The sequence below is a fragment of the Gottfriedia solisilvae genome (assembly GCF_002128405.1).
In the GTDB taxonomy this organism is placed as follows: Bacteria; Bacillota; Bacilli; order Bacillales; family Bacillaceae_G; genus Gottfriedia; species Gottfriedia solisilvae.
Genome location: NZ_NETJ01000002.1, coordinates 795951 through 820636, shown reverse-complemented (window position 1 = coordinate 820636; position 24686 = coordinate 795951). Strand labels below are relative to the sequence as shown.

At 31.6% G+C, this 24686-nt stretch carries 24 protein-coding genes, 1 other RNA gene and 1 pseudogene; 8 read left to right on the top strand and 18 right to left on the bottom strand.

Annotation, left to right across the window (positions count from 1 at the left end; genetic code table 11):
- Positions 1–8: 8 nt before the first annotated feature.
- The 4 genes from CAB05_RS08900 to CAB05_RS08885 all read right to left on the bottom strand — a co-directional run bounded on the left by CAB05_RS08900 (position 9) and on the right by CAB05_RS08885 (position 7317).
- Positions 9–3608 carry a dynamin family protein gene (locus CAB05_RS08900; protein WP_087999465.1) on the bottom strand — a complete coding sequence of 1200 codons (3600 nt, stop codon included), beginning with the start codon at positions 3606–3608 and terminating at the stop codon, positions 9–11.
- A 286-nt stretch (positions 3609–3894) separates the two neighbouring features.
- Entirely contained in the window at positions 3895–4398 is a 504-nt protein-coding gene (locus CAB05_RS08895) for an isoprenylcysteine carboxyl methyltransferase family protein (RefSeq protein WP_235821401.1), read from the bottom strand.
- A complete protein-coding gene (locus CAB05_RS08890; RefSeq protein ID WP_087999463.1) occupies positions 4398–5489 on the bottom strand; it encodes a type III polyketide synthase in 1092 nt (363 codons plus the stop codon). Before CAB05_RS08890 ends, CAB05_RS08895 begins: the two co-directional genes overlap by 1 nt.
- Before the next feature lie 283 nt (positions 5490–5772).
- Positions 5773–7317: a carboxypeptidase M32 gene (locus CAB05_RS08885; protein ID WP_087999462.1), complete on the bottom strand. Its 1545-nt coding sequence runs from the start codon at positions 7315–7317 to the stop codon at positions 5773–5775.
- A 280-nt stretch (positions 7318–7597) separates the two neighbouring features.
- On the opposite strand from CAB05_RS08885, the gene CAB05_RS08880 reads away from it, so the two are divergent.
- From CAB05_RS08880 to CAB05_RS08870, 3 genes are all read left to right on the top strand, one after another.
- Entirely contained in the window at positions 7598–7909 is a 312-nt protein-coding gene (locus CAB05_RS08880) for an ArsR/SmtB family transcription factor (protein WP_087999461.1), read from the top strand.
- Positions 7910–8001: 92 nt separating this feature from the next.
- Positions 8002–8478, top strand: a complete 477-nt coding sequence (locus tag CAB05_RS08875; protein ID WP_087999460.1) for an SRPBCC family protein — start codon at positions 8002–8004, stop codon at positions 8476–8478.
- 51 nt (positions 8479–8529) lie between these two features.
- Positions 8530–9054: an SRPBCC family protein gene (locus CAB05_RS08870; RefSeq protein ID WP_087999459.1), complete on the top strand. Its 525-nt coding sequence runs from the start codon at positions 8530–8532 to the stop codon at positions 9052–9054.
- Between the two features lie 146 nt (positions 9055–9200).
- On the opposite strand, the pseudogene CAB05_RS22435 reads toward CAB05_RS08870, so the two are convergent.
- Both CAB05_RS22435 and CAB05_RS22665 read right to left on the bottom strand, forming a co-directional pair.
- A pseudogene (locus CAB05_RS22435) lies at positions 9201–9449 on the bottom strand (glutathione-dependent formaldehyde dehydrogenase); the annotation flags it as partial.
- Entirely contained in the window at positions 9389–9544 is a 156-nt protein-coding gene (locus CAB05_RS22665; protein WP_087999458.1) for a spore coat protein, read from the bottom strand. The pseudogene CAB05_RS22435 and the gene CAB05_RS22665, both read right to left, overlap by 61 nt.
- A 166-nt stretch (positions 9545–9710) precedes the next feature.
- Between CAB05_RS22665 and CAB05_RS08855 the strand changes: the two genes are divergently transcribed.
- Positions 9711–9908 (top strand): hypothetical protein, encoded by a 198-nt coding sequence (locus CAB05_RS08855; protein ID WP_087999457.1) that lies wholly within the window; start codon positions 9711–9713, stop codon positions 9906–9908.
- A gap of 364 nt (positions 9909–10272) precedes the next feature.
- On the opposite strand, the gene CAB05_RS08850 is transcribed toward CAB05_RS08855, so the two are convergent.
- The 4 genes from CAB05_RS08850 to CAB05_RS08835 all read right to left on the bottom strand — a co-directional run bounded on the left by CAB05_RS08850 (position 10273) and on the right by CAB05_RS08835 (position 14458).
- Positions 10273–10758 (bottom strand): cysteine hydrolase family protein, encoded by a 486-nt coding sequence (locus CAB05_RS08850; RefSeq protein WP_087999456.1) that lies wholly within the window; start codon positions 10756–10758, stop codon positions 10273–10275.
- Positions 10759–10951: 193 nt separating this feature from the next.
- Entirely contained in the window at positions 10952–11893 is a 942-nt protein-coding gene (locus CAB05_RS08845; protein ID WP_087999455.1) for a S8 family peptidase, read from the bottom strand.
- A 328-nt stretch (positions 11894–12221) separates the two neighbouring features.
- Entirely contained in the window at positions 12222–12773 is a 552-nt protein-coding gene (locus tag CAB05_RS08840) for a dihydrofolate reductase family protein (protein WP_087999454.1), read from the bottom strand.
- Between the two features lie 170 nt (positions 12774–12943).
- On the bottom strand, positions 12944–14458 hold the full coding sequence (locus tag CAB05_RS08835; protein ID WP_087999453.1) for a carboxypeptidase M32: 1515 nt from the start codon (positions 14456–14458) through the stop codon (positions 12944–12946).
- 133 nt (positions 14459–14591) lie between these two features.
- Here CAB05_RS08835 and CAB05_RS08830 point away from each other — a divergent pair, with 133 nt between their 5' ends.
- On the top strand, positions 14592–15212 hold the full coding sequence (locus CAB05_RS08830) for an NAD(P)-dependent oxidoreductase (protein ID WP_087999452.1): 621 nt from the start codon (positions 14592–14594) through the stop codon (positions 15210–15212).
- Positions 15213–15232: 20 nt separating this feature from the next.
- Here the strand turns inward: CAB05_RS08830 and CAB05_RS08825 are convergent, their stop codons facing one another.
- Positions 15233–17173, bottom strand: a complete 1941-nt coding sequence (locus CAB05_RS08825; protein ID WP_087999451.1) for an ATP-dependent DNA helicase — start codon at positions 17171–17173, stop codon at positions 15233–15235.
- Between the two features lie 189 nt (positions 17174–17362).
- Positions 17363–18277 carry a Gfo/Idh/MocA family protein gene (locus tag CAB05_RS08820; protein WP_087999450.1) on the bottom strand — a complete coding sequence of 305 codons (915 nt, stop codon included), beginning with the start codon at positions 18275–18277 and terminating at the stop codon, positions 17363–17365.
- A 174-nt stretch (positions 18278–18451) separates the two neighbouring features.
- Between CAB05_RS08820 and CAB05_RS08815 the strand changes: the two genes are divergently transcribed.
- Complete coding sequence (locus CAB05_RS08815) at positions 18452–18670, top strand: hypothetical protein (RefSeq protein ID WP_087999449.1); 219 nt, start codon at positions 18452–18454, stop codon at positions 18668–18670.
- Between the two features lie 69 nt (positions 18671–18739).
- Here the strand turns inward: CAB05_RS08815 and CAB05_RS08810 are convergent, their stop codons facing one another.
- From CAB05_RS08810 to CAB05_RS08795, 4 genes are all read right to left on the bottom strand, one after another.
- Positions 18740–19888: a THUMP domain-containing class I SAM-dependent RNA methyltransferase gene (locus CAB05_RS08810; RefSeq protein ID WP_087999448.1), complete on the bottom strand. Its 1149-nt coding sequence runs from the start codon at positions 19886–19888 to the stop codon at positions 18740–18742.
- Positions 19889–20027: 139 nt separating this feature from the next.
- Positions 20028–20409: RNase P RNA component class B (gene rnpB, locus CAB05_RS08805), an RNA gene on the bottom strand.
- A 78-nt stretch (positions 20410–20487) separates the two neighbouring features.
- Positions 20488–20790 carry a cell division regulator GpsB gene (gene gpsB, locus CAB05_RS08800; RefSeq protein ID WP_087999447.1) on the bottom strand — a complete coding sequence of 101 codons (303 nt, stop codon included), beginning with the start codon at positions 20788–20790 and terminating at the stop codon, positions 20488–20490.
- 76 nt (positions 20791–20866) lie between these two features.
- Positions 20867–21436, bottom strand: a complete 570-nt coding sequence (locus tag CAB05_RS08795) for an SLOG family protein (RefSeq protein ID WP_087999446.1) — start codon at positions 21434–21436, stop codon at positions 20867–20869.
- Positions 21437–22149: 713 nt separating this feature from the next.
- Here CAB05_RS08795 and CAB05_RS08790 point away from each other — a divergent pair.
- A complete protein-coding gene (locus CAB05_RS08790) occupies positions 22150–22878 on the top strand; it encodes a GntR family transcriptional regulator (RefSeq protein ID WP_087999445.1) in 729 nt (242 codons plus the stop codon).
- Positions 22879–22901: 23 nt separating this feature from the next.
- Here CAB05_RS08790 and CAB05_RS22735 read toward each other — a convergent pair whose 3' ends face one another.
- Positions 22902–23714 (bottom strand): YppG family protein, encoded by an 813-nt coding sequence (locus CAB05_RS22735; protein WP_371870371.1) that lies wholly within the window; start codon positions 23712–23714, stop codon positions 22902–22904.
- 209 nt (positions 23715–23923) lie between these two features.
- Between CAB05_RS22735 and yppF the strand changes: the two genes are divergently transcribed.
- Entirely contained in the window at positions 23924–24100 is a 177-nt protein-coding gene (gene yppF / locus CAB05_RS08780; RefSeq protein WP_087999444.1) for a YppF family protein, read from the top strand.
- 90 nt (positions 24101–24190) lie between these two features.
- Here yppF and CAB05_RS08775 read toward each other — a convergent pair whose 3' ends face one another.
- Positions 24191–24439, bottom strand: coding sequence for a hypothetical protein (locus CAB05_RS08775; RefSeq protein WP_087999443.1), 249 nt, complete (start codon positions 24437–24439; stop codon positions 24191–24193).
- Positions 24440–24686 lie beyond the last annotated feature (247 nt).

The following is a 24686-nucleotide window of genomic DNA, read 5'->3' as shown; positions in this document are numbered from 1 at the left end:
ACCTTTATTTAGATCAGATTTTTAAACAATTTTAAAACATCTTCTTGGACAACATTTTCATCTAAGTTATTTGTAGCTTCGATTGATTGTTCAATATCACTTTCAACTTGCTGCTCACATTTATTAAATAAAGAAGTAAGTGAATCAACATATTGACCATGATAATGATTGATAAAAATTTGCTCCATGCTTGTAAGGTAGGTTTTTAATGGTGTTTTTAATTGGGAAATACACTCATCAATCATATTTTCTTTCATATTTTCAACAAAAAAGCTTTTTGGATTTTTATAGTACGACTTTAAATTTTCAAAGCTGTTCACATCAAAGAATTGATCTGGCTTATCAAGCTGAATCGTTTTTAAATCAGGCACCTCATTTTTTTGTACGATAAATTCTGATTGAACAGAATGAATTTCTTCAATTAAACGATTCTGAGTAATGTTGATTTCATTCATTAAGAACTTCTCTAAACGATAACCTGTAATTCTCAATTCTTTCATAATTTCTTCTAAAACTTCATAGATAAATTCACGAATTTTTGTAATAACTAATTGCTTACTATTTTTCGTTGAATGATTGAAAATGCTTGGATTAAAGAAATACGGGAATAAATCTCTCATACGATATTCGATCCGTTTTTCGATGAAAAATAATAATTGTTCATTTTCCTTCTCAAATGACCTTGGTAATGAAGAAGGAAGTGTATTTTTACTGATTGTGTGAACTTGATTTCGAATTGTGTTAAGTTCTGATAAAAATTGATCCTTTTCAACCTTTATTCTTTCAATACGTTTAATCGTATCAATTAAAATCTTTTCAATCACCAACAGATCGTTCATAAAGGTTTTAAACACTTCATTCGCAATTTCATATTGGAAATAGTTTTGAATTTTATCATTCAGATTTCTGTAATTTGCTTCAAGATCCAAACCAATTGGTGAAGTGTTGTAGCCTTTCATTTGAAGCATACTTGATACTGGAAACACTGACGGGAAACGAACCCCTAGCTTCGTTAACTGATTAATAAAGAAGTTTTGCACGATTGTAATTTCATCTGCATCCTTCGCTAAATCAGACGCATTTAATACAAAATATACTTTATCGCTATCAAAGCTTTCTCTCATTCGCCCAATCTGCATTAAGAATGATTCGTCTTGTCGTGTAAATGCGTGTTGGTAATGGGCTACATATAAAATTAAATCAGCTTTTTTCAAGTAATCAAAAGCAAGCTCCGTATGACGTGAGTGGATACTGTTTCCGCCTGGTGTATCAACTAATACAATTCCATTTAGTGTCAATTCACAATCATAATAAACAGTACTCTCTTTTACAAAACAAGCTCTAACTTCCTCACTAATCACGTGAACGTATTCATCTATTTGATATGTTTGTGTAGTACCTAATAAATGACTCATTTCCTCATAGTTTTGACAAACGCTTTCTGCATAAATGAGTGCATCCGTTGGAACTTTTTCTTTCTGTTTTGTAATGACAACTTTTAGCGTTTGAATCCATTCTTTACCATTACTATCAATTCCCCATTTTTTGAAAAAATCAAGAAACTCTTCCTGTAATGTTTCGAATGATTTATACGTAACTTCTGCCGTCTTATTAGCTGAATCTACTGTTGACTTTTTTATTTTACATATTGCTGCTGTTGTTGGATGCGGAGATACCGGTAGTACTCGATTCCCCAATAAAGTATTAATATATGACGTTTTACCAGAGCTAAATGCACCGAATAATGCAATTGTATATTCATTTGATTTAATCTGATTTCTTTTTTCAATTAAAACATCAATTTTACTTTTAATATATTTATTTTTAGCAAGCTTAGTAAGTAAAAGATCAGCAACTTCATACTTTGATTGAATTTCTTCATTTGAATATTTAACTACATCAATTTGATTTGTAATAGATTTCTCTTCATTATCCACTTCGAACTGAGTTTCATCTTTTAATATATCTTTTTTGATTAATTCACTTACAGACATACGAATTGGTAAAATATTTGATATATTACCTGATTGAACTTGATTGTGTTCTAAAATCTCTCTTATATCTTGAATAGATTGGATGAGTTGATGATTCTTCAAATCAATTGTTTCTAATTCTCTGACTTTTTGACCCATCTCATCTTTCTTTATATTTAGTTCCTTTAAACGTTTTTCGCTTAAACTAGAAAGTTCTATTATTACTGATTGAATAAATTCATTAATCGCTTTACGATAAACCGCTTTAATTCCGTCACTGACTTCTTTCGTATATTGTAATAGGTAGTTACCACTATTATTAATTAATTGAGTCGGTTTTGGGCATAGCGTCATTTCAGAAAGGTTAGGCTCTAGAATATGATCATGTTGATTCAAATCAATGTTAATCTCTTCAATACGATTAACCGCAGATTTAGCCGCTTCTTTAATAAAATATTCAATTTGTTTTTCTGTAAGCTCTTTCACTTTACTTATAAATAATTGTTTTGCATTTTCTGAAGCCATTTCAAGTTTTTTTCGTGATTGGAAAAAACCTTTATTTAGTAAAGCAATTTCTGATTCAAGATAGTTTGAAGCTAAGTCCCTCATTTCAAAGGGTGTAATGTTTGAATTAGTTAATACTTGTTGAGTTGTTTGTGAACAATCTTCTTCAAATTGAACTTTTACATTGTTTAATACAGATATTTCAGCCAATATCTCATTGTACTCTTCCTTATATTGTGGAAAATTTTCATCCAATTCGATTTGTTCATTTTCAAGATGTTGCATTTGTTCTTTCATTATGGTTTTAAAACTTGAAGAATCATGCTCAATTTGCATGGTTTCTTGTTGCTTATATAAATTGTTCAGAAAACCTATAAAAGATTGATATTCATTATTTTGTACTGATTTGTCTCTTGTCGATAAATAAAAAATTGTTAATTTTTCTAAACCTTGTTTCTTTAAATTGCTAATGACGCCATCCTTAAATGCTTCGAAGGTTAATTCAGTTTCATCATGCTTATCAATGCAAGTAATAACTAAACAAACTCGATCATTTTTTTCAATTAATGAATGAATAAAATCAATATTTGTTTTTGAATGGACGTGTTGATAATCCATTAAATAAAAAATACAATCTGCTAAATGAATGACAGAATTAGTTGCATCTAAGTGGTCTACATCTGTCGAATCAATTCCTGGTGTATCAATTAATACAACTCCTTCAGGAATCTTAAATGATTCTTGGCTCCATTCTAATTCAATAATTGAAGAGCTATCTTTAGCAAGTTTCTTTAAATCTTCAACTTCAATTTCATCTTCAATTTGATACATGTCACCATTTTTTAACGTAATTAATAAATCATTCTGACCGTTTTTCAATTTTACGACATTTGCACTTGTTGGAATTGGGCTTGTAGGAAGCTTTTCAACTTGTAGTAAATCATTTAACAATGAAGACTTACCGGCTGAAAAATGTCCACAAAAAACATAATAACTTTCTTTATTTTGTATTTTGTAAGCTAACTTTTTTAATTGGAATAATTCCTTCGAATTTTCTTGATTCGTTAATAATTCGATTCCTGAAGAAACCTTATTTATTAAATCCCCTCTGTTAACCTTAGTATTTTGCAACGTGATTTCCCCATTTCATATCAAACTCAAATAAACCCTAAAATTATTTTATCCGTATATATATTAATTGGGAAGAAGAATGTATAGGCTATTTCATTAAAAATAAAAAAACTAGGTAACATCACCTAGTTTTGAACTTGTTTTAGCACATATTTAGTTAAGCCAAAGTATAAAAGAATAGTTGCAGACACAAATCCAATAACCATTGACGTCCAACACCTTTCGAAGTTGATAATGATTTTCATTCTATATTAATAATAACAAATATATGATTGATGTCAATGGTTTATTCAATTGAATATAATAGCGCTTTATTTTCTTCCTTTATCCTTACTTTTAAAAGCATGAAATTACAGATTGAAAAAATAACCGCTGTAATATAAGCATGAAAAAGTAATGGTATGATGATCAATTCCATTGTGACAATCAAATAATTTGGATGCTTAATATATTTATATAGGCCCTTTTTCACTAACTTTTCTGATGGTAATACAATAATCTTTGTATTCCAACGTTCTCCCAAAGTAGATATTACCCATACTCTTGCTAACTGAAGAATAATGAAAATAATGAATATAGATGGTAAAAATCCGAATTCAATAACTTGTAGAAAAGTATTCTCTATTATTATTGAGATGAAAAATGTGCTATGTAATATAATAAAATATTTATAATGCTCTTTTCCAAATTCAATTGCACCGCGCTTTTTTAATTTCTTTTCATTTTTTTTCGCAATGAACACTTCTGCTAATCTTTGAAAAATGATAAACACAAATAATATCTTTAACATTAGCATTCAATCCATTTCAAAAGTGAGAGTTCAGAGCTAAATCCAGGACCTAATGCGCATAATAAACCATGTTCGTTTTTCTTTCCTAATTTCATATATTCTTTTAAAACAAACAGAACAGTACAAGAAGACATATTTCCATATTTTTTTAATATATCCAGCGAGATCCTTGTCTTTGTTTCATCAATTTCTAGTGAATCAACATAGGCATCCAATACTTTTTTCCCACCAGGATGTGCAATAAAATGTGATACGTCATTCAATAATATATTATTTACACTTAAAAAATTTGTTACGACAGGCTCTAACCAATTTTTTATAATCGATGGAATATCTCTTGAAAAAATAACAAAAAGTCCTTCATTCCGTACATCCCATCCCATAACATCTAATGAATTTGACATCAGAGTTGAATGTGTTTGCTCAATATTTGGAAGTGCAACGTGAATAGTTCGTTCCTTCAATTTGCTTTCATCACCAATTACCAAAACCGCTGCTGCACCATCCGCAAAAAGAGAAGTTCCGATAATATTGCTTTTGGATAAATCGTCTTTTTGAAATGTTAAACTACAAAGTTCTACTGCAATTAGTAAAATATTAGACTCAGGATGTGCTTTACAATAGTCAAAAGCTCGAGCAATTCCACTTGCTCCACCAGCACACCCTAATCCCCAAATTGGTATTCTCTTAATTGTTGATTTGAATGGTAAGATATTCGCAATATGTGCATCTATTGTAGGTGTAGATATTCCAGTAGACGAAACAAAAATGATCCCATCAATTTCATCAATCGAAATCTCTGTAGATAAAAACTCATTATTATCCAAACAATCTTTTAATGCATCTAAAGAAAGTTGAATTGCTGTCTCAACATACATTTGGTTCTTTTCTTCAAAACTGTGAGTCACGCCGTACCATGACAATTCTTTAGAAAGATATCTCGACTGAATTTCTCCATTTTGAAATACAGATAAAAGTCTGTCGATTGATGGGTATTTACTTAAAAATAATTCTCTAACAAATGGGACAATGTTTTCTTGGTTTATTTTATGTTCAGGAACAGCTGTTCCAACAGATAAGATTAAAGGCATAATTTACCATCCTTTCTACTTCTTACCTTTTGTAAATTAAAGGAATTTTATACATAAAAAAAACAATTCAAGGATTCATCCATTTTAATGAACGAATACCAATGAATTGTCTAAACGTTTCAAAGGAGTTTTTATTTCTATGTTGTGCAAATTAAGTATAACTGATTTGATCTTTTCATTCAGTGGTCAATTATTTCCAATTTATTATTGGCAGGATGATAAGCGTTATTTACTAACTAAATAACTCTCCGGCTACAAATTCATGCAAAACATTTTAAGAAAGTCATGCTTCTGATCCCATATTCTGCTCGGAAAAAGATAATTCATATAATTTGGCGTATTTATTCTCCAGGTATTCTATATAGAATTGTACGTTTAATTCTTCACCAGTTACATCTTTTAATAGTTCTTGAGGAGTTTTTGTTGCTCCGTATTGATGAATATTTATTTTTAACCAATTCAGTATAGAATGAAAATCATTAGATTCGATTAATTCATTTACATTTGTTAAATCTTTTTCCATTGTTGCTTTTATTTGTGCTGCATACATTGCACCTAGGGCATAAGTTGGAAAATATCCAAAGAGTCCCATTGACCAATGAACGTCTTGTAAAACACCTTCACGATTTGTAGGCGGGATGATTCCAAGATATTCTTCCATTTTTTTATTCCAAATTGCTGGTAAATCCTTCACTTGGATTAGCCCATCTAATAAGTCCTTTTCAATTTCATAACGTAACATAATATGAAGTGGATATGTTAATTCATCGGCTTCAATCCGAATATATGATGGTTTACTGTGATTAATCGCTTTGTAGAAATCCTCTAGACTTACATCATCTAACACACCATTTAATTGCTTCGTAAGTTTAGAATAATTACCCTTCCAAAATTCAAAGCTTTGTCCAATCATTTTTTCATATAAAAGTGATTGAGATTCGTGAATTCCTAGCGAAGCACCTTGGGCAATCGGTAATCCTTCTAAACTTTTTGAAATATTTTGCTCATAAAGTGCATGACCACATTCATGAATTGTACTAAATAGCGCTTTCGCAAAATAATCTTCATGATATTTAGTCGTTACCCGAACATCACCAAGGTTTATATTTGTTGCAAATGGATGTGATGTTTCATCTAAACGACCTGAATTAAAATCGTAACCAAGTGTAGTTAAAAAATCTTCACAAATTTCTCTTTGCTTTTGTTTTGATACATTTGCTTTCATTTCTTCTCTTTCAAAATTCTTGCCACTATTAGAAATTGCTTTTACAATTGGAACTAACTTTTCACGTACAGCAGCAAAAACTTCGTCTAGTTTTGCTACTGACATACCTGGTTCATATTGTTTCAAATATGTATCATACTTTGAATCACCATATCCTAAATACTCTACAAACTTTCGTTTATACTCAATTATTTCTGTTAAATATGGTTCGAATTTTGAAAAATTATTTTCTGTTTTGGCTTCTGCCCATACACTCTCAGATTCTGCCTGGCATTTTACATATGCTTCATATTCTTCAACAGGTATTTTTGTATTATGATCAAATTCTCTTCTCAAGAACTCCACTGTTTTCTCGACTTCTAAAGTACACTTTCCAGCCTGGATCGCTTCTTCTAGTGTAATTAAATAATGTTCCATTTCCTTTGATGTGCTCATTTTAAAAACATCTGAGGATAGTTGACTAATAACATTTGAACGTTGACGAACTGCGTTTTTAGGTGCACCGGTTCTAAGATCCCAATAAAGAACACTAATTGCTTCTTGCATGTTTAATATTTTCTTAACATAAGCCAAAAACGAAGCTTCATACTCTTTCAAACTCATAAAAACACCCACCTTTACATTTTCAAATAATTCAGTCAAATAAATAGTAACATAAAAAACGATTACTCAATTGGAAAAAATATCGACAAAAATGATGAGGTTTACTTTAAATTGTGATCTGGATACTCAATTTATATATAGAACATACTAGGATTAGTAATCCATTTTCTTCTAAGAAATCCTTCAGCAGCTTCGAATCATTCCACCTACATATTTTACAAATCTAAACGTTTCAGAATATTCCTTGACAGGAATATTCTCCATGAGGTATATTTCAAATATGAATTCGACTTTGATCGCACTTGCAGAACCAAACAGATTACAGATTGTTGAACTATTACGTGACGGACCGCTTTCAGTTGGAGAAATAGCTGAAAAGTTGGATCTTAAGCAACCTCAAGTTTCTAAACATCTCCGCGTTCTTAGTGAAGCTGGTCTTGTAGAAGTTCAACCAATTGCCAATCGAAGAATTTATAAACTAAGACCTCAACCGCTTAAAGAGATGGATTCGTGGATTGAATCCTTTCGTCACGTTTGGGAAGAAAAGTTGGATCGATTGGATGATTATTTAAAAAAGTTACAAGGTAAATAACATACTTTAATTGCAGCAACTATGATACGAGCGCTTTTAATATCAAATTATTAGAAAGGATGTTTAGTTTTAACTAATAAAGGAGGAAAAAGATGAGTCATTTAACAGATGGACAATTAAATTTAGAAGACAGACAAATAACAATTAATCGCGAGTTTGATGCCCCAAGAGATCTAGTATTTAGCGCTTTTACTGATCCTAATCATATTGGGAAATGGTGGGGACCTAATGGATTTACAATCACAACACATGAAATGGATGTAAGACCAGGAGGAACTTGGACTTTTATCATGCATGGTCCTGATGGAGTTGATTATCCAAATCAAATTCAATATATAGAGGTTGTAAAACCGGAAAAACTTGTTTATAAACACGGTTCAGGCGAGGAAAATGATCCTGGGTCATTTGAAGTAACAGTATCATTTGTGGAAAACGAAGGCAAAACCTTACTTACTATGTGTTCATTATTTGCTTCACCAAAAGAGCGCAATAATGTCATTCAATTTGGTGCAATTGAAGGTGGCAAACAGACTTTAGATCGCCTTGCAAGCCTTATTTCTAAATTATAAACATAATTAATTACTTATATCATTTTAAAAAAATATTTGGAGGAATTTATAATGAATGAAAACCAATTTAAAGTAGAAAAAAGTCAACTTGTGATTACACGTGTATTGGATGCTCCTCGTGAATTAGTTTTTAAAGTTTGGTCTGAAAAAGAACATTTAAAAAACTGGTGGGGTCCAACCGGCTTAGAGCTTAAAGTTGAATCATTAGATTTCAGACCAGGCGGAAAATTCCACTATAGTATGAGTTCACCTGAAGGATTTGAAATGTGGGGACTTTTTGTTTATGGTGAAATTGTTGAACCAGAAAAAATTGAATTTGTAAATTCATTCTCAGATAAAGATGGTAACATCACTAGTTCACCCTTTCCTGAAACATGGCCATGGCCATTAGAAGTTCATAATATTTTAACGCTTGAAGAACATGATGGTAAAACGACTCTTACATTAAGAGGGAACCCAATAAATGCAACTGAAGAAGAAATTAAATCATACGAAGCTGGGCATGAGTCAATGAAACAAGGCTTCGGTGGCACATTCAAACAACTTGAAGAATATTTAGCAAAAGTTTCATTATAAAATCAAAAGAATGTCTTCAAACTAGAACCACTTCCTTTTGGAAATGGTTCTTTTTTATGTAATTTTTGTGTTTATACTGAAGATTTTTTATTGCTTCAAAAACCATTCAGCGAGTACACTATGGCTTTAAGATTACTTTGATACAACTTTTGCGTAAGTAACCCTACAGTTCCACACCCTAAAACGATTACTTTATCAACTGGTTTTACACCTGCGTTATCAACTCTCCAGTAAGCTGTTAATCAGCATCTGGAAATAAAACCAATTTTCTTTCTATCCTCTACTTCACACTTTTCCGGAAGCTTGAACTGTGTAAAGTTTCCATAAGGTACTCTCATATATTCAGCCTGACTGCCTGCATAACCAGTTGTTTCTGAATAACCGAAAAAAACTCCATCATTAATTTAGATTTTAGTAAACCAATAGTTTTTAAATTAATGATTTCATGAGCTTCCATTGTCTCGTAGAATGGCAAACCTTCCTGTTCCATTACGTCACCTTCATCAAAACTCCATTATATGTAATGTCACCATTCGTGTGGTTTGTTATCCTTCTATTTTGGATTCAAAAATATTGAAGAGCAATTAGGGAATGGATGAATAAGAAGAATCGTAAAAACAGAAGATAGTGTGGATGTTTATATTAGGAGGACAAAAATGAAAAGAACTTTAGGGCTTTATGAATTACATGAATTAATTACTTTCAAAAGTCTATGCCTTACTAAATCAGCAACAATGAGTGGACTTGCTCAAGATTTGGATTTACAAACAATTCTATTAGATGATACGAAAAATGGTCATGAGCATATACAGCGTTTAAAAGAATTCCTAACGTATACTGGTGAACAATCATGACTAATATCTTACAAACTATAGCTAGCATGGGCGGATTGACAGATTAAGTTATAGCCACTGATTTAAGAAAAACGGCATCCAAAGATTTAAGAGAAACATTACGTTAACAGCTAAGAGTAGCAGTAGGTACACATGCAGTGATTAGTATACAGTTATTGTTTATCACAATGACCTTGAATAACTCACCTTGCAAAAGGCTCTTTTTTTGATGTTTGTTTCATTCAAATCCTGTATGTAAGATTTCCTAAGGTGTATGATTAGCCTCTTCTTGCCATTATACGTCTCCCGAGTTCACTCAGCTTTCCGGAAATAAAAAAAAGACCTTAATGGTCTTTTTTTATTACTGTTACTTTTCAACTCATGATTAGCCAATAAACGGAATCGCTGAATATGAAATAATATTACGATCACGATATGTTTGTGTAATCACATCACTTTTTGTACTTAAAATACCATTTTGTAAAATGACTGGTTTAAAACCTCTTTCCATTGCTCCATTATAAGTGAAAAGTACACAATGTTCTGCAGCAAATCCTGCAATAATCACTAAGTTAATTCCTTGGTCACGTAACACCTGTTCCAATTCAGTTTCCCAAAATGCATTAGAATGTACTTTCTGAATAAAAATATCTTCTTGCTCTACTTTAATTTCTGGAATAATTGATATGGAATCATCATGAATATCACTTGCGCCCTCAACGTCTTGAATATGTATAACTACATTATTTTTTTCACGAATCTTCTCTGCAACATAATTAATATACTCACAAGCACCATCAACATTCATCACTTCTTTTTGATCATTTAGTAAATTTTTTTGCATGTCTATAATTAAAAAGCCTATTTTCATTGTTTTCCCCCTATTAAATCTTAGATTGAGCTTAAAAACCCTCTTTAGGAAATATATTCCATATTATTAAAAGAAAACCTTTAATTTTTTCTAAATTAAATTGACATATTATATAGAACAATTCTAATAGAAACTTAAAAAAGCCCCAATCGCAATAGCTATCGGGACTTATATTTATCTATTAAATTTTCATTTAATTTTTAGCAGGAACATTAATACCTAGCTGTAATAATCCATTTCCTTCTTCTAATTTAGAGTATCCTAGGGAAATTGTATGAGAAATTAATAAATCATAAATTTCTGATTCAGTAATTCGCTCATTATTTTCAGCTTCATATTGATGAATCAATAAAGCAATTGCTCCAGATACATGCGGTGTTGCCATAGATGTCCCGGAGAGAGAAGCATATTGATTTCTTGGATACGTGGAAAGAATTTTTTCCCCTGGTGCTACTAAATCGACCTCGTCATTTGTATTACTAAAATAGGATAAACGCTTTTGAAGATTGACAGATCCTACTTCTACCACTTCTTGGTATGCACCCGGATAGCTATATTCACTAGTTTCTCCGCTGCCATCACCTTCATTACCGGCTGCGCATACGACCACAATATTTTGCTCTACCGCTTTTTGAATTGCTTCATGTAAACCAAGGTCATCTTCCGGACTGCCCAATGACATTGAAATTACTCGAACAGATTCTCCGTTACAGCCTTTCCAAGATGTTGCATATTCAATCGCCTGGGTTACAGCTTCTACGCTACCTTCCCCTCGACCATTTAGTACTTTCAAAACGAGTAGCTTTACTTTTGGTGCAACGCCAACTACACCTTGTCCATTTTGAGTGGCACCAATTGTACCGCATACATGTGTCCCATGACCATTATTGTCTAAAAACACGTTCGGATCTCCGCCATAGTCTTCTGTAAAGTTATATCCACCAATAATACGGTCCTGTAAATCTGAGTGGTCTGTTTGACAGCCAGTATCAATCACTGCAACAACCACATCTTCTCCTTGAAACCCTTTTTCCCAGATAGACTCAGCTTCGATTAAACGGACACCAACAGGTATTTCTTTAGTACGCCCTTTAACTTCTTCCAATTTGTAAGGAATTAACCTAAACTTGGACATGCTTATCCACTCCTTTTTGGGTTTTTACATAAGGATCATATTCTTTGAGGTTTATTTTTATATTCTATTCTCATCCATTTTTTACCTTTTAAATTCGCGAACTTATTAGCCTTTTCATAACAAATGACTCTTTTATCATAGAGGCTTTTTAGTGTTAATGAATATTGTCCTATCATTTGTAAAACCCATTTATCACTTTTGTATCAGTATGATTACCATTTATAACTAAATGAAAAATAATATAAAAAAGGGACTGACTCACAGCCCCTTGTAACTTATTCGAAACGACCATTAGTAGATTTGAGTTCAAACAAAATAATAGATTTCCCTAAACATAATGCATATTGTAAGTACACTTCATCACTCCGTTTGGATAAAGTTTCATTTCTTTTAAATCTAATGTAAGAGAGGACTTTTCATTACCAAATAATGAAGTACCCTCTCCGACGATTATTGGATTAATTTTCAGTACCAACTGATCAATCAGTTTATGTTTCAGCAACGAACCTGCCAATTCTCCTCCACCACATAGCCACAATTTACCACTTTTTTGCTGTTTTAGATTTTCAATAAAAGAAATCGCGTTTCCTTTTACTAATTCTACCTCTTCATTCGATTCAAACTGTAATGAATTTGAGAATATATAATGCTTTAATCCTTTATAGCCAGGTTCTCCTGGTTTCGCTCCAAATTGAAATCCAAACTCATATGTTTTTGTCCCCATCAACACAGCATCATATTGTTGAATATCTGCTAAAAAATCAGGAACATGTTCTCCTTCAAATAAAAAGAGAGAATTTTGTATATCTCCTTCAAGCATACCTTTGTCTGATATAAAATTATCTATTGATACAGCAACATGGTAAATTAATTCAGCCATAATAGATTCATCCTCCAAAAATTGAATTACTTAATTACTACATATAATGGATTTCAATCCAAAATTATTCCCTTTTTGGTTAAGTAATCTACTAATAATACGTTATTATTGTCTTCGTAAAAAAGAGCCGATCTAGGATCGACTCTTTTTCATTCAAAATCTAATTACGATTATACTAATTTATAAAGCTTAGAATATTTCTCTTCCAGGTAATCAATAAAGTATTTTACGTTTAAATCTTCACCTGTAATATCGATTAGTAATTCTGATGGTTTTTTTAATTTTCCATATTGATGAATATGTAAAGTAAGCCAATTTACGATTTGGTGCAGTTCACCACTTTTTAGAAGTTGTTCATAATTTGGTAAGTCTTGTTTCATTTTATGTTTAAATTGGGCTGCATACATTGCTCCTAGCGCATATGATGGGAAATACCCGAAGTCTCCACCAGACCAATGCACATCTTGAAGTACTCCTTCACGATTATTAGAAGGAACGATCCCTAAGTATTTCTCCATTTTTTCATTCCAAACCTTTGGTAAATCTTTAACTTGTAAATCACCATCAAAAAGTTCTTTTTCAATTTCGTATCGAACCATTATATGAAGTGGGTATGTACATTCATCTGCTTCAATTCTAATATAAGAAGGTTCACTATGATTGATTGCTTGATAGAACTCTTCAACAGTCAAATCTTTAAAGAACTCACCTGTTTGCGCTTTTAATTCTTCATATTGCGTTTCCCAAAATTCTAAACTTCTTCCAATCATATTTTCAAAAAATAGTGATTGTGATTCATGGATTCCCATTGATGCCCCAGAACATAATGGTGTTCCAATTAAATTAGCTGATAGATTTTGTTCATAAAGTGCGTGGCCACATTCATGAATCGTACCAAATAAAGCACTCATAAAATTATCTTCAATGTATTTTGTTGTAACTCGTACATCACCTGGGTTTAATGTAATTTGAAACGGGTGCACTGTTTCGTCCAGTCGTCCTGATTGAAAATTATATCCTAATTTACGTAATACGTTTTCACTAACTTCTTTTTGAATATCTTTAGAAATTGGTTGAAATAATTCATCTCTTTGAAGTGAAACACCAGAATTAGAAATTTTTGAAACTAGTGGCACTAGACTTTCTCGTACTTTACTAAACACTTCATCAAGCTTTTTCGTCGTCATTCCAGGCTCATAGAAGTTAAGTAATGTATCATACTTTTTGTCTGTATAACCCCAGTACTCTATAAATTTCTTCTTCATTTCAACTATTTTCTCTAAATATGGCTGAAATGTTAAGAAATCTCCCGAATCCTTCGCTTCTTCCCATGCTGATTCACTTAAAGCACATAATTTAACATATTCTGCATATTCATTTTTTGGAATTTTACAGTTTAAATCATATTCTTTTCTACATTCTTTAACTGATTTCTCTACAATTTCACTTAACTGTCCTGTACCAATTTCACTTTCAAGACGTGTCAAATATTGTTCCATTTTTTCTGAAGTCGTCATCTCAAATACTTCTGAAGAAAGTTGACTAATTACATTTGAGCGCTGCTCTGCCCCATTTTTTGGTGCGCCTGTACGTAAATCCCAATACATTACATTAATGGCTTCATTATAATTTTCAATTTTCTTTAAATAATCAGTAAACTCTTCTTGTACTAAATGTAATTCCATTTTTCTCCCTCTTTTCAATGAACTTGATATTTTCACTATCATTCTATCATATTTATGACTAAATTCTTCCAATTTTTATCTAGGACATTTGTAAAACATTTATAGTACAATGTGTTTTAGGTGAGGTGTTCGTATGAGAATTTTATTATTAGGTGCAACTGGAAGAGTAGGAAAACAAATCCTTAATTTATTATTAGAAGAGAATTATGAAGTAACAGTATTGGTAAGAGATCAACAAAAACTTACAATTCAACATCCATTACTTAAGATATTTCAAGGTGATGTATTACAATCAGAGGATATAAGAAAATCTATTGAAGGAATTGATGGCGTTATTTCAGCGTTAAATACAAACGAAAATGAAACTCTATCAAAATCAATGCAAATACTTGTTCCGCTTCTTGAAGAATTTCATATTCAGCGTATTGTTACAATCGGTACAGCAGGAATTTTACAATCTAGAGTTGAACCAAATACTCTACGATATATAAGTTCTGAATCAAAACGAAAGTCAAAAACCGCAGCTAGCGATCATGAAAAAGTATTTCATTTATTAAATGGAAGTAGACTGAATTGGACAATTGTTTGTCCAACGTATTTACCCGATGGTCCTATTACCAAAAACTATCGAGTTAGTGAAAACTTCTTACCAGCAGATGGAAAAAGTATTTCAACGGGTGATACGGCTAACTTCGCGGTGAAGGAGTTTTTTGAAGAAAAATTTATTCAGTATAGGGTTGGGATTTGTTATTAATACAAAAAAGCTAGCATTCGCTAGCTTTTTATTGTTGGCTCTATTGGTAAACTTTTTAATACTTTATCATAAGTCTCTTTTTGTAAATCATTTTCTAAAAATAGAATGATTTTACCACGATCTTCATGACTACGAATTAGTCGACCGATCCCTTGTCGTAATCTAAGTAGCATATATGGTTCATCGATTTCTGTATATGGGTTAGCTGTATTTTGACGTTTTGATTGGAACACTGGATCATTTGGAGGGAATGGTAATGAATGGATAATTACCTGGCTTAATGATTCCCCTTGAATATCAAGTCCTTCCCACAGATGAACAGCACATAGTGAAGCTGTCTGATTTTCTTGGAACTTTTGAACGATCGAGCTAATTTCTTCCTCCCCTTCAAAATAAAGAGGGAATTGTAAATTTTCTTGTTCGATTAATGACTTGAATTGTTTCATTTCTTTCGAAGAATTAAACAAGACTAAAGAGCTACCGTTATTATTTTTTAAAGCTTCAATAATGATGCGGTTTTTCTGATCTGTTTCATTTTGGTCAATTCTATTTATTTCAATTTTCATTTGTTCTTCATAATCAAATGGAGAATTAACGGAAAAAGATAAAAAATCTTTAATACCTAAACTATTTGCGATATATTCAAATGAACTATTTTGTGAAAGTGTCGCTGACGAGAATAGAATTGGCATTTTTTGTTTGAATACTTTCTCTTGTAATAACTCATTAACAGCTTTCGGCATAATAACAAGCGTTAACTCATTTTTGTTATATTCAATCCATTGAATTGCAGATGATTCATTAATAAATAAATTCAAACAACGCTCAACATCATCTAAATGTTCATCAACAATATTTAATTGATATTCATCAATTGTATACATTTCACTTTCAAAAACTAATTCATCTCCAATTTTGCTGATTTGAGCTTTTAGTCGTTTTGCTAATGACAATAACTGATTGTTCATGTTCAGTTGATAACGTTTAGATCCTTCAACTTCTACACTGTTATTATCTAATTCGTAAAAGAATTGATCATATGTTTCCAAAGTATCTTCCAATAATTCTTGGAAGCTCTCTCTCGTACCAGATTGCATTAAGAATGAAAGAAACGTATTTAAGGTTTCTTGTTGTAATCTGTATGTTAATGATTTTTGGCTGGCAAACTCTAGTAAGTGTCCTTCGTCAAATACGACACAACTAGGATTTGGTAGTAGTGGTAACTGACCTTCACGTTTTCTTGAATCGACAGTCCAAATATGTTCCATATAAAACTCTTGAGAACATACAATTAAATCAGTTGCTTTACGATAGTGTTCTCTTGAAAGAGTTTGTCCACAACGATGCCTTTGATCGCATGTTGAACAATCTTGGAAATAGTCATAAGAAATTGTGTCCCACTCTTCATCAGTTAACTCTTTATATTCAGTTCGATCTCCATATGGCGTAAATGTTTGTAATGTACCATAATCGTTAACAAAACTTGGTAAGTTATCGTACACTGCCAATACTTGATCTGATGTCTCATCTTCTGTTCGCTGAATATCTAGCTTTTTCAGACATAAATAATTCGTTGTTGATTTTGCTAATCGAACATCAATTGCTAAATTTAAAGCATTAGATAATTTTTCAATATCACCATTTTTTTTAACAAGCTGTTCAATTAAAGATTCATCTGCACATGCGATAATTGCAGGCTTCCCAGTATATCTTGCATAGCATAAGCAGTACAGTAAATAAACAAATGTTTTACCAGTTCCAACACCTGCTTCAGCAAAAATAACCTTCTTTTCTTTAAAAGCACGTTCGACTTGATACGCCATAAAAATTTGTTCATCTCTTAATTCATAACCAGCATCTGGTAATAGATCGTAAAAAACATCTCCAATCCATTCCCCAAGCTTGTCTATAAATGAATCTTGCTTCCCTACCTCAAAAGGCAATTTTGATGTTGTACTCATTGCTACCCCCAAAATGTTAATTAAAAAGAAAAAAGTTCTCTATGAGAACTTTACATTCACTAATTTATTTGTTGTTACATTGATGTTAAAAAATAGTCTCTAATGGCTATCATACAAAATATTTACTAAAAGTACAATAATACGCGCTAAATATAAAGGAAGAGGTAATTTTTTGTTTTCAATTTATATTCAAGTTTCTAATAATTGATTTAACAGGATTTGAGACTTTAGACCTTCTTCTCCATCAATTTCAGGTTTTTGGTCATTTTGAACACAGTCTATAAAATGATTAATACAATCTTCAAAGCCTCTCTGCTTTAAAGTAGTATCCCATGAAAGAGCTGTTGAAATCGAGAGTTGGTTATTTGATTCAGTCTCCATTGTATTCATGTTCTTTACACGAATAATAGCCCCTTCTGCTACTAGTTCTAATTTTTCTAAATTTGTACCAGCTTTACGATGCATCTCAGTAAAAATCGGAACATTTAATTCAGATTTAAATAAATGACCAGCGTAAATAAGATTGTTTTCATTATTTACATTTATTGTGGAATCAATAACATTCAAATCTCCATTTGTTAACCACCTAGCAGTATCTACTAAATGAAGATAATCATCTAACATCGTGAATTCATATGAATTTGGACCGATGCTATCCATTCTATGCTTTTCAAAACGAATTGAAGCAATATTCTTTGCTTGCTCTTTTGCAGCTACATACATAGGTGCGAACCTTCTATTAAATCCTACCATTAATTTTCGATCATGTTTGATCGCTAACTCCACTAATTTTTCAGATTCTTCAATAGTAGCAGCTAATGGCTTATCAACATAAACTTCTTTCCCTAAAGTTAATAGGAAAGAAACGATCTCAAAATGTGTGCTAGTTGAGCTATGAACAAATACTGCATCACATTGATCAGCAAGTGTTTGTAGACTACTAAAATCTTGAATACGATATTGTGAACAAATCGATTTGCGCTTATCCTCACTTGGTGAAAAAGCACCTTCAAAACTCCAGTTTGTTTCTTTCGCTAGTATCGGCAAATAAGCTTTTTGAGCAATATTTCCTAAGCCGACCATACCAATGCGTGGTTTCTTCATATATCTCATCCCTTTAACCATATTTCATTTCACTTAATGTCATTTTAACAAAATTATCTTAAAACTGTTTATATAAACTCTCATAACCTACATAAAAATTAGAAATGAACTAGGTGATTATGGGAAAACTATTAAATATGTCCAAACAACTAATATTGTATAGGAGATGATTGATTGTATTTGTATTCATTGATTCAATCGAATTTTGATACAAATGATGATTTAAGTGTAGTAAGGGATCTTTATTTACTACAACATGAGAATCACTTTACTAGTGATGAATTCCATGACATGGTAACCAGCTATAAAAGTACTGCGGAAACAAATTGGCATGTAGCACATCTTCTTGAAAAAAATCATGGTTTTAGAATCGTGCCATCAATCAATTTATAAAATCACATACATTTTTGTTTGTTAAAAAAGTACTAATTAGTATTTTAATTAGTACTTTTTTCCATTTCATTATTCAACATTTCTAGGTGGACGTTTCCCAAAGTATTGGTAATAATCCGTTTTAATAAAACCGTTAAACAATTTACGTTTTTTAGTTGCTGGTTTACCGTAAAATTGTTCAAAGCCTTCATGACTAGTTAAAACATAAACCGACCATGTGTCTAATTTCGTGTAAACCTGACCCATATCAGCATATAATTTTTCAACATATGGACGATCATTTAAACGTTCGCCATATGGTGGATTTGTGACAACATAACCATAGTCTAATCTAGTCGTAAAATCCTTTACTTGCATTTGCTTAAATGAGATTGAGTCTGCTAGTCCTATTTCATCAGCATTTGCTTTAGATACATTAATCATTCTATGGTCGATGTCTGAACCAATTATTTCTAATTTTTGATCATAATTTGCCAAATCATCTGCTTCTTGTCTTGCTTCGTTCCAACGTTTTTTACCAATCCAGTGCCATTCTTCTGAAGCAAAGCTTCTAAAAGAACCTGGAGCAATATTTTGACCAATTAAAGCAGCCTCAATTGGAATAGTTCCTGAACCACAAAATGGATCAACAAATGGTAAATCAGCATTCCAGTTCGTTAATAAAATTAATGAAGCCGCAAGTGTTTCTTTTAATGGTGCTTCACCTTGTTCAACGCGGTATCCTCTTTTATGTAATCCTTCACGGCCTGTTGTATCAATTGTTAAAGTTACAATATCTTTTAAGATGGAAACCTCTACTCGGAATAATGGTCCATCCTCTATTAGCATTCCTTGTACATTTTGAATCGTTTTTAATTTATCTACTATTGCTTTTTTTACAATCGCTTGACAATCCGAAACTGAAAATAATTTCGATTTTTGGGATTTACCAGTAACAGGGAATTGTCCATTTCTAGGAATAAACATATGCCATGGTAATGCTTTTGTTTTCTCGAATAATTCATCAAAAGAAGTTGCTTTAAATTCACCAACTCGAAGCTTCACACGATCCGCTGTTCTTAACCATAGATTAGCTTTAACGATACCATCTTCATCAGCCTTAAATAAAACGCGGCCATTTTCCACCTGTACATCTTCAAACCCTAAGCTTTTAACTTCTCTTGCAACTAATGCCTCAATTCCCATAGCAGCTGTTGCAATCAGTGTATATTTAGTCAATTTTTTCACCTATCTCACTCAAAAAGAATGAACTTTTCTATTTTTATTTTCCATATCTTCATTATGAACAAAACGCGTCAAAATTACAAAAAACTCTCCAAGGATTAGAGAGTTTTAAACAGTTTCATCATTTCATATGTTCTGTAAGCCATGTTCTGTTCCTTAGTACTACAAACGGCTCTCGCCTCGTACGTAAAGGTGGTAATCATCTATCTACAGAAATACTCTGTCCCTTTCTAAGTTCAATTCCTTCGAAAGGATTCCCCTACCATAATTTGGGTTTCTCGCTCGTGGGGTTTACCGCGTTCCACTCCTCTCATTTCTTCGAGGACTACGTCACTGTGGCACTTTAAAGGTAGTAGAACCATATCCATAAAGGACTTAGGTCCGTTCCCTGCCGTTAGCTTTACAGCTACCCTATCTTATGACTTCGATAGGCACGAACACTACAGCCATCTCAGGTCTGTGCGAGCATGGACTTTCCTCAACAACGTCTAGCGTTGCAGCGATTACCCGAACATAATGAAACGAACATTATCTAGTATAGTAAATTCTACTTTAGTTTGCAATGCTTTCTTTCATAATAAGATTAGTAAAAATTATTCGAATAGTTTACTACCAAAAACATGCTTCTCTAAATTAGATAATCTTTTTAATACATCCGTATTCGTATTGTTAAATGGCGAAGGAGTTGGAGTCGTATTTTTTTGATCTTCTAATAATTTTTTATACTTTGCATTTTCTTGTTGTAGGGCTACTATTTGATTTTGAAACGATTCATAATCTTTAATAATTGTATCTAAGTATTGGTCAACCTCTTCTTGATTATATCCACGCATTGAAACTTTGAACTCTTTGTTTAGGATATCTTTTATACTTAGTTTTATTTTTGTTGATTCCATGTGTGTCACCCCAAAACATTTAGAAATATTTACCTTCTATTTTTTCAGAGACTTAATAAATTGTCAATTATCTATTCTATAATTCCCTATAATCATTCGCATCATTCTCAATAAATTCCTCTGCAATCACTTGTAAATCATCAAAAGTTACTAGATCAATCGAATATTGATATAATTCTTTTTTCCTAATCGCTAAATCATACAAATATTTAGGAGAACCTTCTTTTTCTGTGTCATATAAAAGGATACAACCTTCACTTTTGCTAATTAAAAATTCATTTTTAGCTTTTAACTGAGCTGGTGATTCATATGGCTTTCTTGAAATTGAATCAACATGATCTGCCTGAGCTAATATTTCCTCATAATAAAGTTTGTTTGCTTCATTCCAGTTTTTATCCTGGTCTTCATACGGTGTGAAGACTGCTAATTGTAAGTGAGGATATTCAAGTTGTAGCTCAAAAACAACCTCCGCTGCCCATAATTCAATTCCCATTTGACCAGAAATGATAATCCATTCCAAACCATCGTCTATGTAAGAAAAAATTTTATTTTTTATTGCTTTTTTTATGTATTTTACTGCGTCATGTTTATTTGATGAAATGCCTAATTCAAAAGATTTATATCCTGAAACTAGTAGTACTCTCATATGACCTCACAAGAAATCAGGAAGAACAAAATGCTCTTCCCTCGTTATTTGTATTCTTTTCAAATATGCACTTTTATAAAATAATCTTCTTAACTCAATCTAATTACATTTCTACTTACGACATCTACTGTAAATGCAGGATAAATTATTGGAGTAACAAAATAATTGTTAAGATGATCATTAGAACCGAATTTGTGGAAACCATTTTTATAGCTTGTACGATCATTACTGTTCTCTCGAGGAAAATAATATCCGATTTAATCTTAGATGTATATAAATTAATTTGTGTCGGAAATAATGCCTTATAAGTAAGTAGTATTCCTTAATTTGTTAAAAAGTTCACTTTCTATTACGTTATCTTGAAATGAACGAAAAATTTTTGATTTCTATGAAAGAATTACATATAATGCTTGTTTAAAACTAGTAAAGATAATAAACGTTAATGTTAAAGTAATAAAAAATAAAAAAAGAATTTTGTTTTTCAATCTTTTTCTCTCCAATATATTAAAGTATCTAAAATGTCAACAATTTTAATTTTAAAAGGTTTGAACAAAATTCACAACTATTAATTTAACGTAAATAAAAGTTTAAATATTTTGACATTTATAATAAAAATCTACCGTTGCCGATTACACCTTATTCCTATAAAATAAGTATGAAATCGTTTTATTTACCAATTAATTGTAAATACACAGCTATACGAGGAGTAAACCATGATTAACAAAAATTCACCAGTTCCAATTTACCATCAACTATTAGAATATATAAAATCAAAAATTACATCCGGAGAATATCCAGCCGATGAATTAATTCCTTCTGAAAGAGAGTTTTCTGAAAAATTCCAGATATCTAGAATGACTGTAAGACAAGCTTTAAATAATCTTGTTCAAGAAGGTTTCGTATATCGTCAAAAAGGCAAAGGTACATTTGTTAGTCGTCAAAAAGTAGAAAAACGAATTAGTAGATTAAATAGTTACACAGAAGAAATGATTGAAAGAGGATTAAAACCAAGTAGCAAATTAATTGAATTTGAAATTATAAAAACAGATTCATCATTAGCAAATATATTAAAAATAACCGAAAATGATCCCATTTATAAAATTAAAAGAGTCCGTTTAGCTGATTTAAAGCCGATGTCTATTGAAAGCATTTATGTGTCATGCGAATTAGCCCCTAACTTAAATCAAACTGTACTTGAAAAATCTTTTTATGAATATGTGAATTCAAATATTCCCGATCCAATTCAATATGCAGATCAATCAATTCAAGCAAGATTAGCAAGTGAAGAAGAAGCAAAACTGCTTGAAATTCCACCAAATTCTCCTGTGTTATCTATTGATCGTACAACTTACTTGAGAAGTGGAAAAGTACTTGAACATGAATTGACTGTGTATCGTGCTGATCGTTATAAGCTAGTACATTCTCTTTTTAGAAATGATTAAAGCCAGGAGATATCCTGGCTTTTTTATTTGAAGAAAAATCCAATTTGCTTGAACAGTCCTCCTACTTGATTCACGGTATTCATCATTTGTCCTGCTGTACTCATCATTTTGGGTACATCATACGATCCAGAGGAATTCTTAAATTGATTTAAAATAGAAGAAAATTGAAACGATTGACCGTTACTATTTTGTTGGTTTAATTGTTTTGGTTGTGTTGGATAAGGAGTACTAGGTGCAAACATAGAAGGTGTTGAAAACGGTCCACCTTGCATCATTTGCCCATATTGTTGCTGTTGTGGTTGTTGTTGAGTGAAATTAGAAAATTGTGTTTGAAAATTTTGGTCACCATAAGGGTTTGAATACAACTGAAAATTAGAATAATTCGTCGCTTGTGGCTGTTGCCCATACCCTGGAAAACCGCTCTCTAATGGCGTAGCATAAGGCTGACTAGGATATAGTCCCGCAGGATTTTGCATCAAATGAGGCTGTGCTTGAGCATATTCAGGCGGTGATGCAAACATTGTACCTTGTTCTTGATAAGCATGTTGTTGTATGTCTTCCATCTGGTTCATAGCCTGAAATGTTTGAGTCTCGCTTGTAGGAGCCGTTTCCATCATTTGCATAGTTTGTTGAACTTCTGTTGTTTGTAATTGGTTTTGAGAATATGGTTGAATCATATTCCCATAATACCGTTGAATCATTTCGTTTTGCTGTTGGTTTAAATCATATGGATTAAATGTCCCATTATGATAATAATGGTCATTTAATTGATGTTGATTTCGAAACCATTCAAAACTGTTATCAACGTGATTTGGAGGAAACATTTGATGTCTCATTTTTCTCACACCCATTATATTTATTCTTTTAGTATTTGTATGATGTAATTGCCTAAATTGTTACAATCTAAAAAATCTGATCGCTACTTTTTTTGTCATTTACTGTCGGAAGTTTAAATTTTTAAAAAAATTTAAATCTTGAGTATTTATGGTACATTTTATGTAATAAAAACAAGTTTTTTATTAAATTTAATGTTGGAGGGGTAATAATGACATTGCTAGAATTGAAGAACAAGTTTATTTCTTTAAAAAGTTTTGAACCAACTGATCTTAATCAATTAATGGATTTCTTACAACAAAATTACCTGAATGGTGAAGTTACGTTTCAACATTATAGAGCATTAATTAAAGAACTTGAATTGTCTGGTGCAAATAAGCCAAATTGATTGGCCATTAAAATTAAATATAAATAAAGAGATACCCGTTCACGATGATCGTAGATGGGTATCTCTTTATTTTATTTATAAGATTATTTGTTAAATAAACGCTAACTTTCTTCCTAATAAAGGTGTAGAAATCCATCCTCCACCTTGGCTTGCTTGATTAACTTTCTTTTCAAAATGGTGAAGATGTACCGTAGTAGACTGAACCTTATTTAAAAGTGAATTTTTTTCTTCTTCACATTTTTGACTCATTCTAGAAGCTAAAGAGTGTTCAATAAATTCAACCTCATTTAAAAATTCATCAATTGCTCGAAAAAATTCTTCTTTTTGAATTACCTCCATACAGTTCAACTCCTCTTCATCTTTTGTACACCAAATTTCCTATATTACAAGTATTCAACGAGTAAAACTTCACCTCCTTCTACGTTGACAAAACTAGTACTTTTTCGCTAAACAAAGTGAATTTTTCTATTTTCCTCTTCATATTCGACAAAAAGAATTGTATCTAATAACTCTTTTGGGAAAGTTATAAATGGGAGGTGTTACATATGGCAAAAAATAAAAATGTTAAAAAGAAGAAACAAGAAAA

Excerpts from the sequence above, each read along its gene's own strand:
- CAB05_RS08850 (WP_087999456.1), bottom strand. The coding sequence starts at position 10,758 with ATGAAAATAGGCTTTTTAATTATAGACATGCAAAAAAATTTACTAAAT.
- CAB05_RS08840 (WP_087999454.1), bottom strand. The coding sequence starts at position 12,773 with ATGGCTGAATTAATTTACCATGTTGCTGTATCAATAGATAATTTTATA.
- CAB05_RS08845 (WP_087999455.1), bottom strand. The coding sequence starts at position 11,893 with ATGTCCAAGTTTAGGTTAATTCCTTACAAATTGGAAGAAGTTAAAGGG.
- CAB05_RS08825 (WP_087999451.1), bottom strand. The coding sequence starts at position 17,173 with ATGAGTACAACATCAAAATTGCCTTTTGAGGTAGGGAAGCAAGATTCA.
- CAB05_RS08795 (WP_087999446.1), bottom strand. The coding sequence starts at position 21,436 with ATGAGAGTACTACTAGTTTCAGGATATAAATCTTTTGAATTAGGCATT.
- yppF (WP_087999444.1), top strand. The coding sequence starts at position 23,924 with ATGACATTGCTAGAATTGAAGAACAAGTTTATTTCTTTAAAAAGTTTT.
- CAB05_RS22735 (WP_371870371.1), bottom strand. The coding sequence starts at position 23,714 with ATGAGACATCAAATGTTTCCTCCAAATCACGTTGATAACAGTTTTGAA.
- CAB05_RS08880 (WP_087999461.1), top strand. The coding sequence starts at position 7,598 with ATGAATTCGACTTTGATCGCACTTGCAGAACCAAACAGATTACAGATT.
- CAB05_RS08885 (WP_087999462.1), bottom strand. The coding sequence starts at position 7,317 with ATGAGTTTGAAAGAGTATGAAGCTTCGTTTTTGGCTTATGTTAAGAAA.
- CAB05_RS08830 (WP_087999452.1), top strand. The coding sequence starts at position 14,592 with ATGAGAATTTTATTATTAGGTGCAACTGGAAGAGTAGGAAAACAAATC.
- gpsB (WP_087999447.1), bottom strand. The coding sequence starts at position 20,790 with ATGGAATCAACAAAAATAAAACTAAGTATAAAAGATATCCTAAACAAA.
- CAB05_RS22665 (WP_087999458.1), bottom strand. The coding sequence starts at position 9,544 with ATGGAACAGGAAGGTTTGCCATTCTACGAGACAATGGAAGCTCATGAA.
- CAB05_RS08875 (WP_087999460.1), top strand. The coding sequence starts at position 8,002 with ATGAGTCATTTAACAGATGGACAATTAAATTTAGAAGACAGACAAATA.
- CAB05_RS08890 (WP_087999463.1), bottom strand. The coding sequence starts at position 5,489 with ATGCCTTTAATCTTATCTGTTGGAACAGCTGTTCCTGAACATAAAATA.
- CAB05_RS08895 (WP_235821401.1), bottom strand. The coding sequence starts at position 4,398 with ATGTTAAAGATATTATTTGTGTTTATCATTTTTCAAAGATTAGCAGAA.
- CAB05_RS08870 (WP_087999459.1), top strand. The coding sequence starts at position 8,530 with ATGAATGAAAACCAATTTAAAGTAGAAAAAAGTCAACTTGTGATTACA.
- CAB05_RS08790 (WP_087999445.1), top strand. The coding sequence starts at position 22,150 with ATGATTAACAAAAATTCACCAGTTCCAATTTACCATCAACTATTAGAA.
- CAB05_RS08835 (WP_087999453.1), bottom strand. The coding sequence starts at position 14,458 with ATGGAATTACATTTAGTACAAGAAGAGTTTACTGATTATTTAAAGAAA.
- CAB05_RS08855 (WP_087999457.1), top strand. The coding sequence starts at position 9,711 with ATGAAAAGAACTTTAGGGCTTTATGAATTACATGAATTAATTACTTTC.
- CAB05_RS08820 (WP_087999450.1), bottom strand. The coding sequence starts at position 18,277 with ATGAAGAAACCACGCATTGGTATGGTCGGCTTAGGAAATATTGCTCAA.
- CAB05_RS08775 (WP_087999443.1), bottom strand. The coding sequence starts at position 24,439 with ATGGAGGTAATTCAAAAAGAAGAATTTTTTCGAGCAATTGATGAATTT.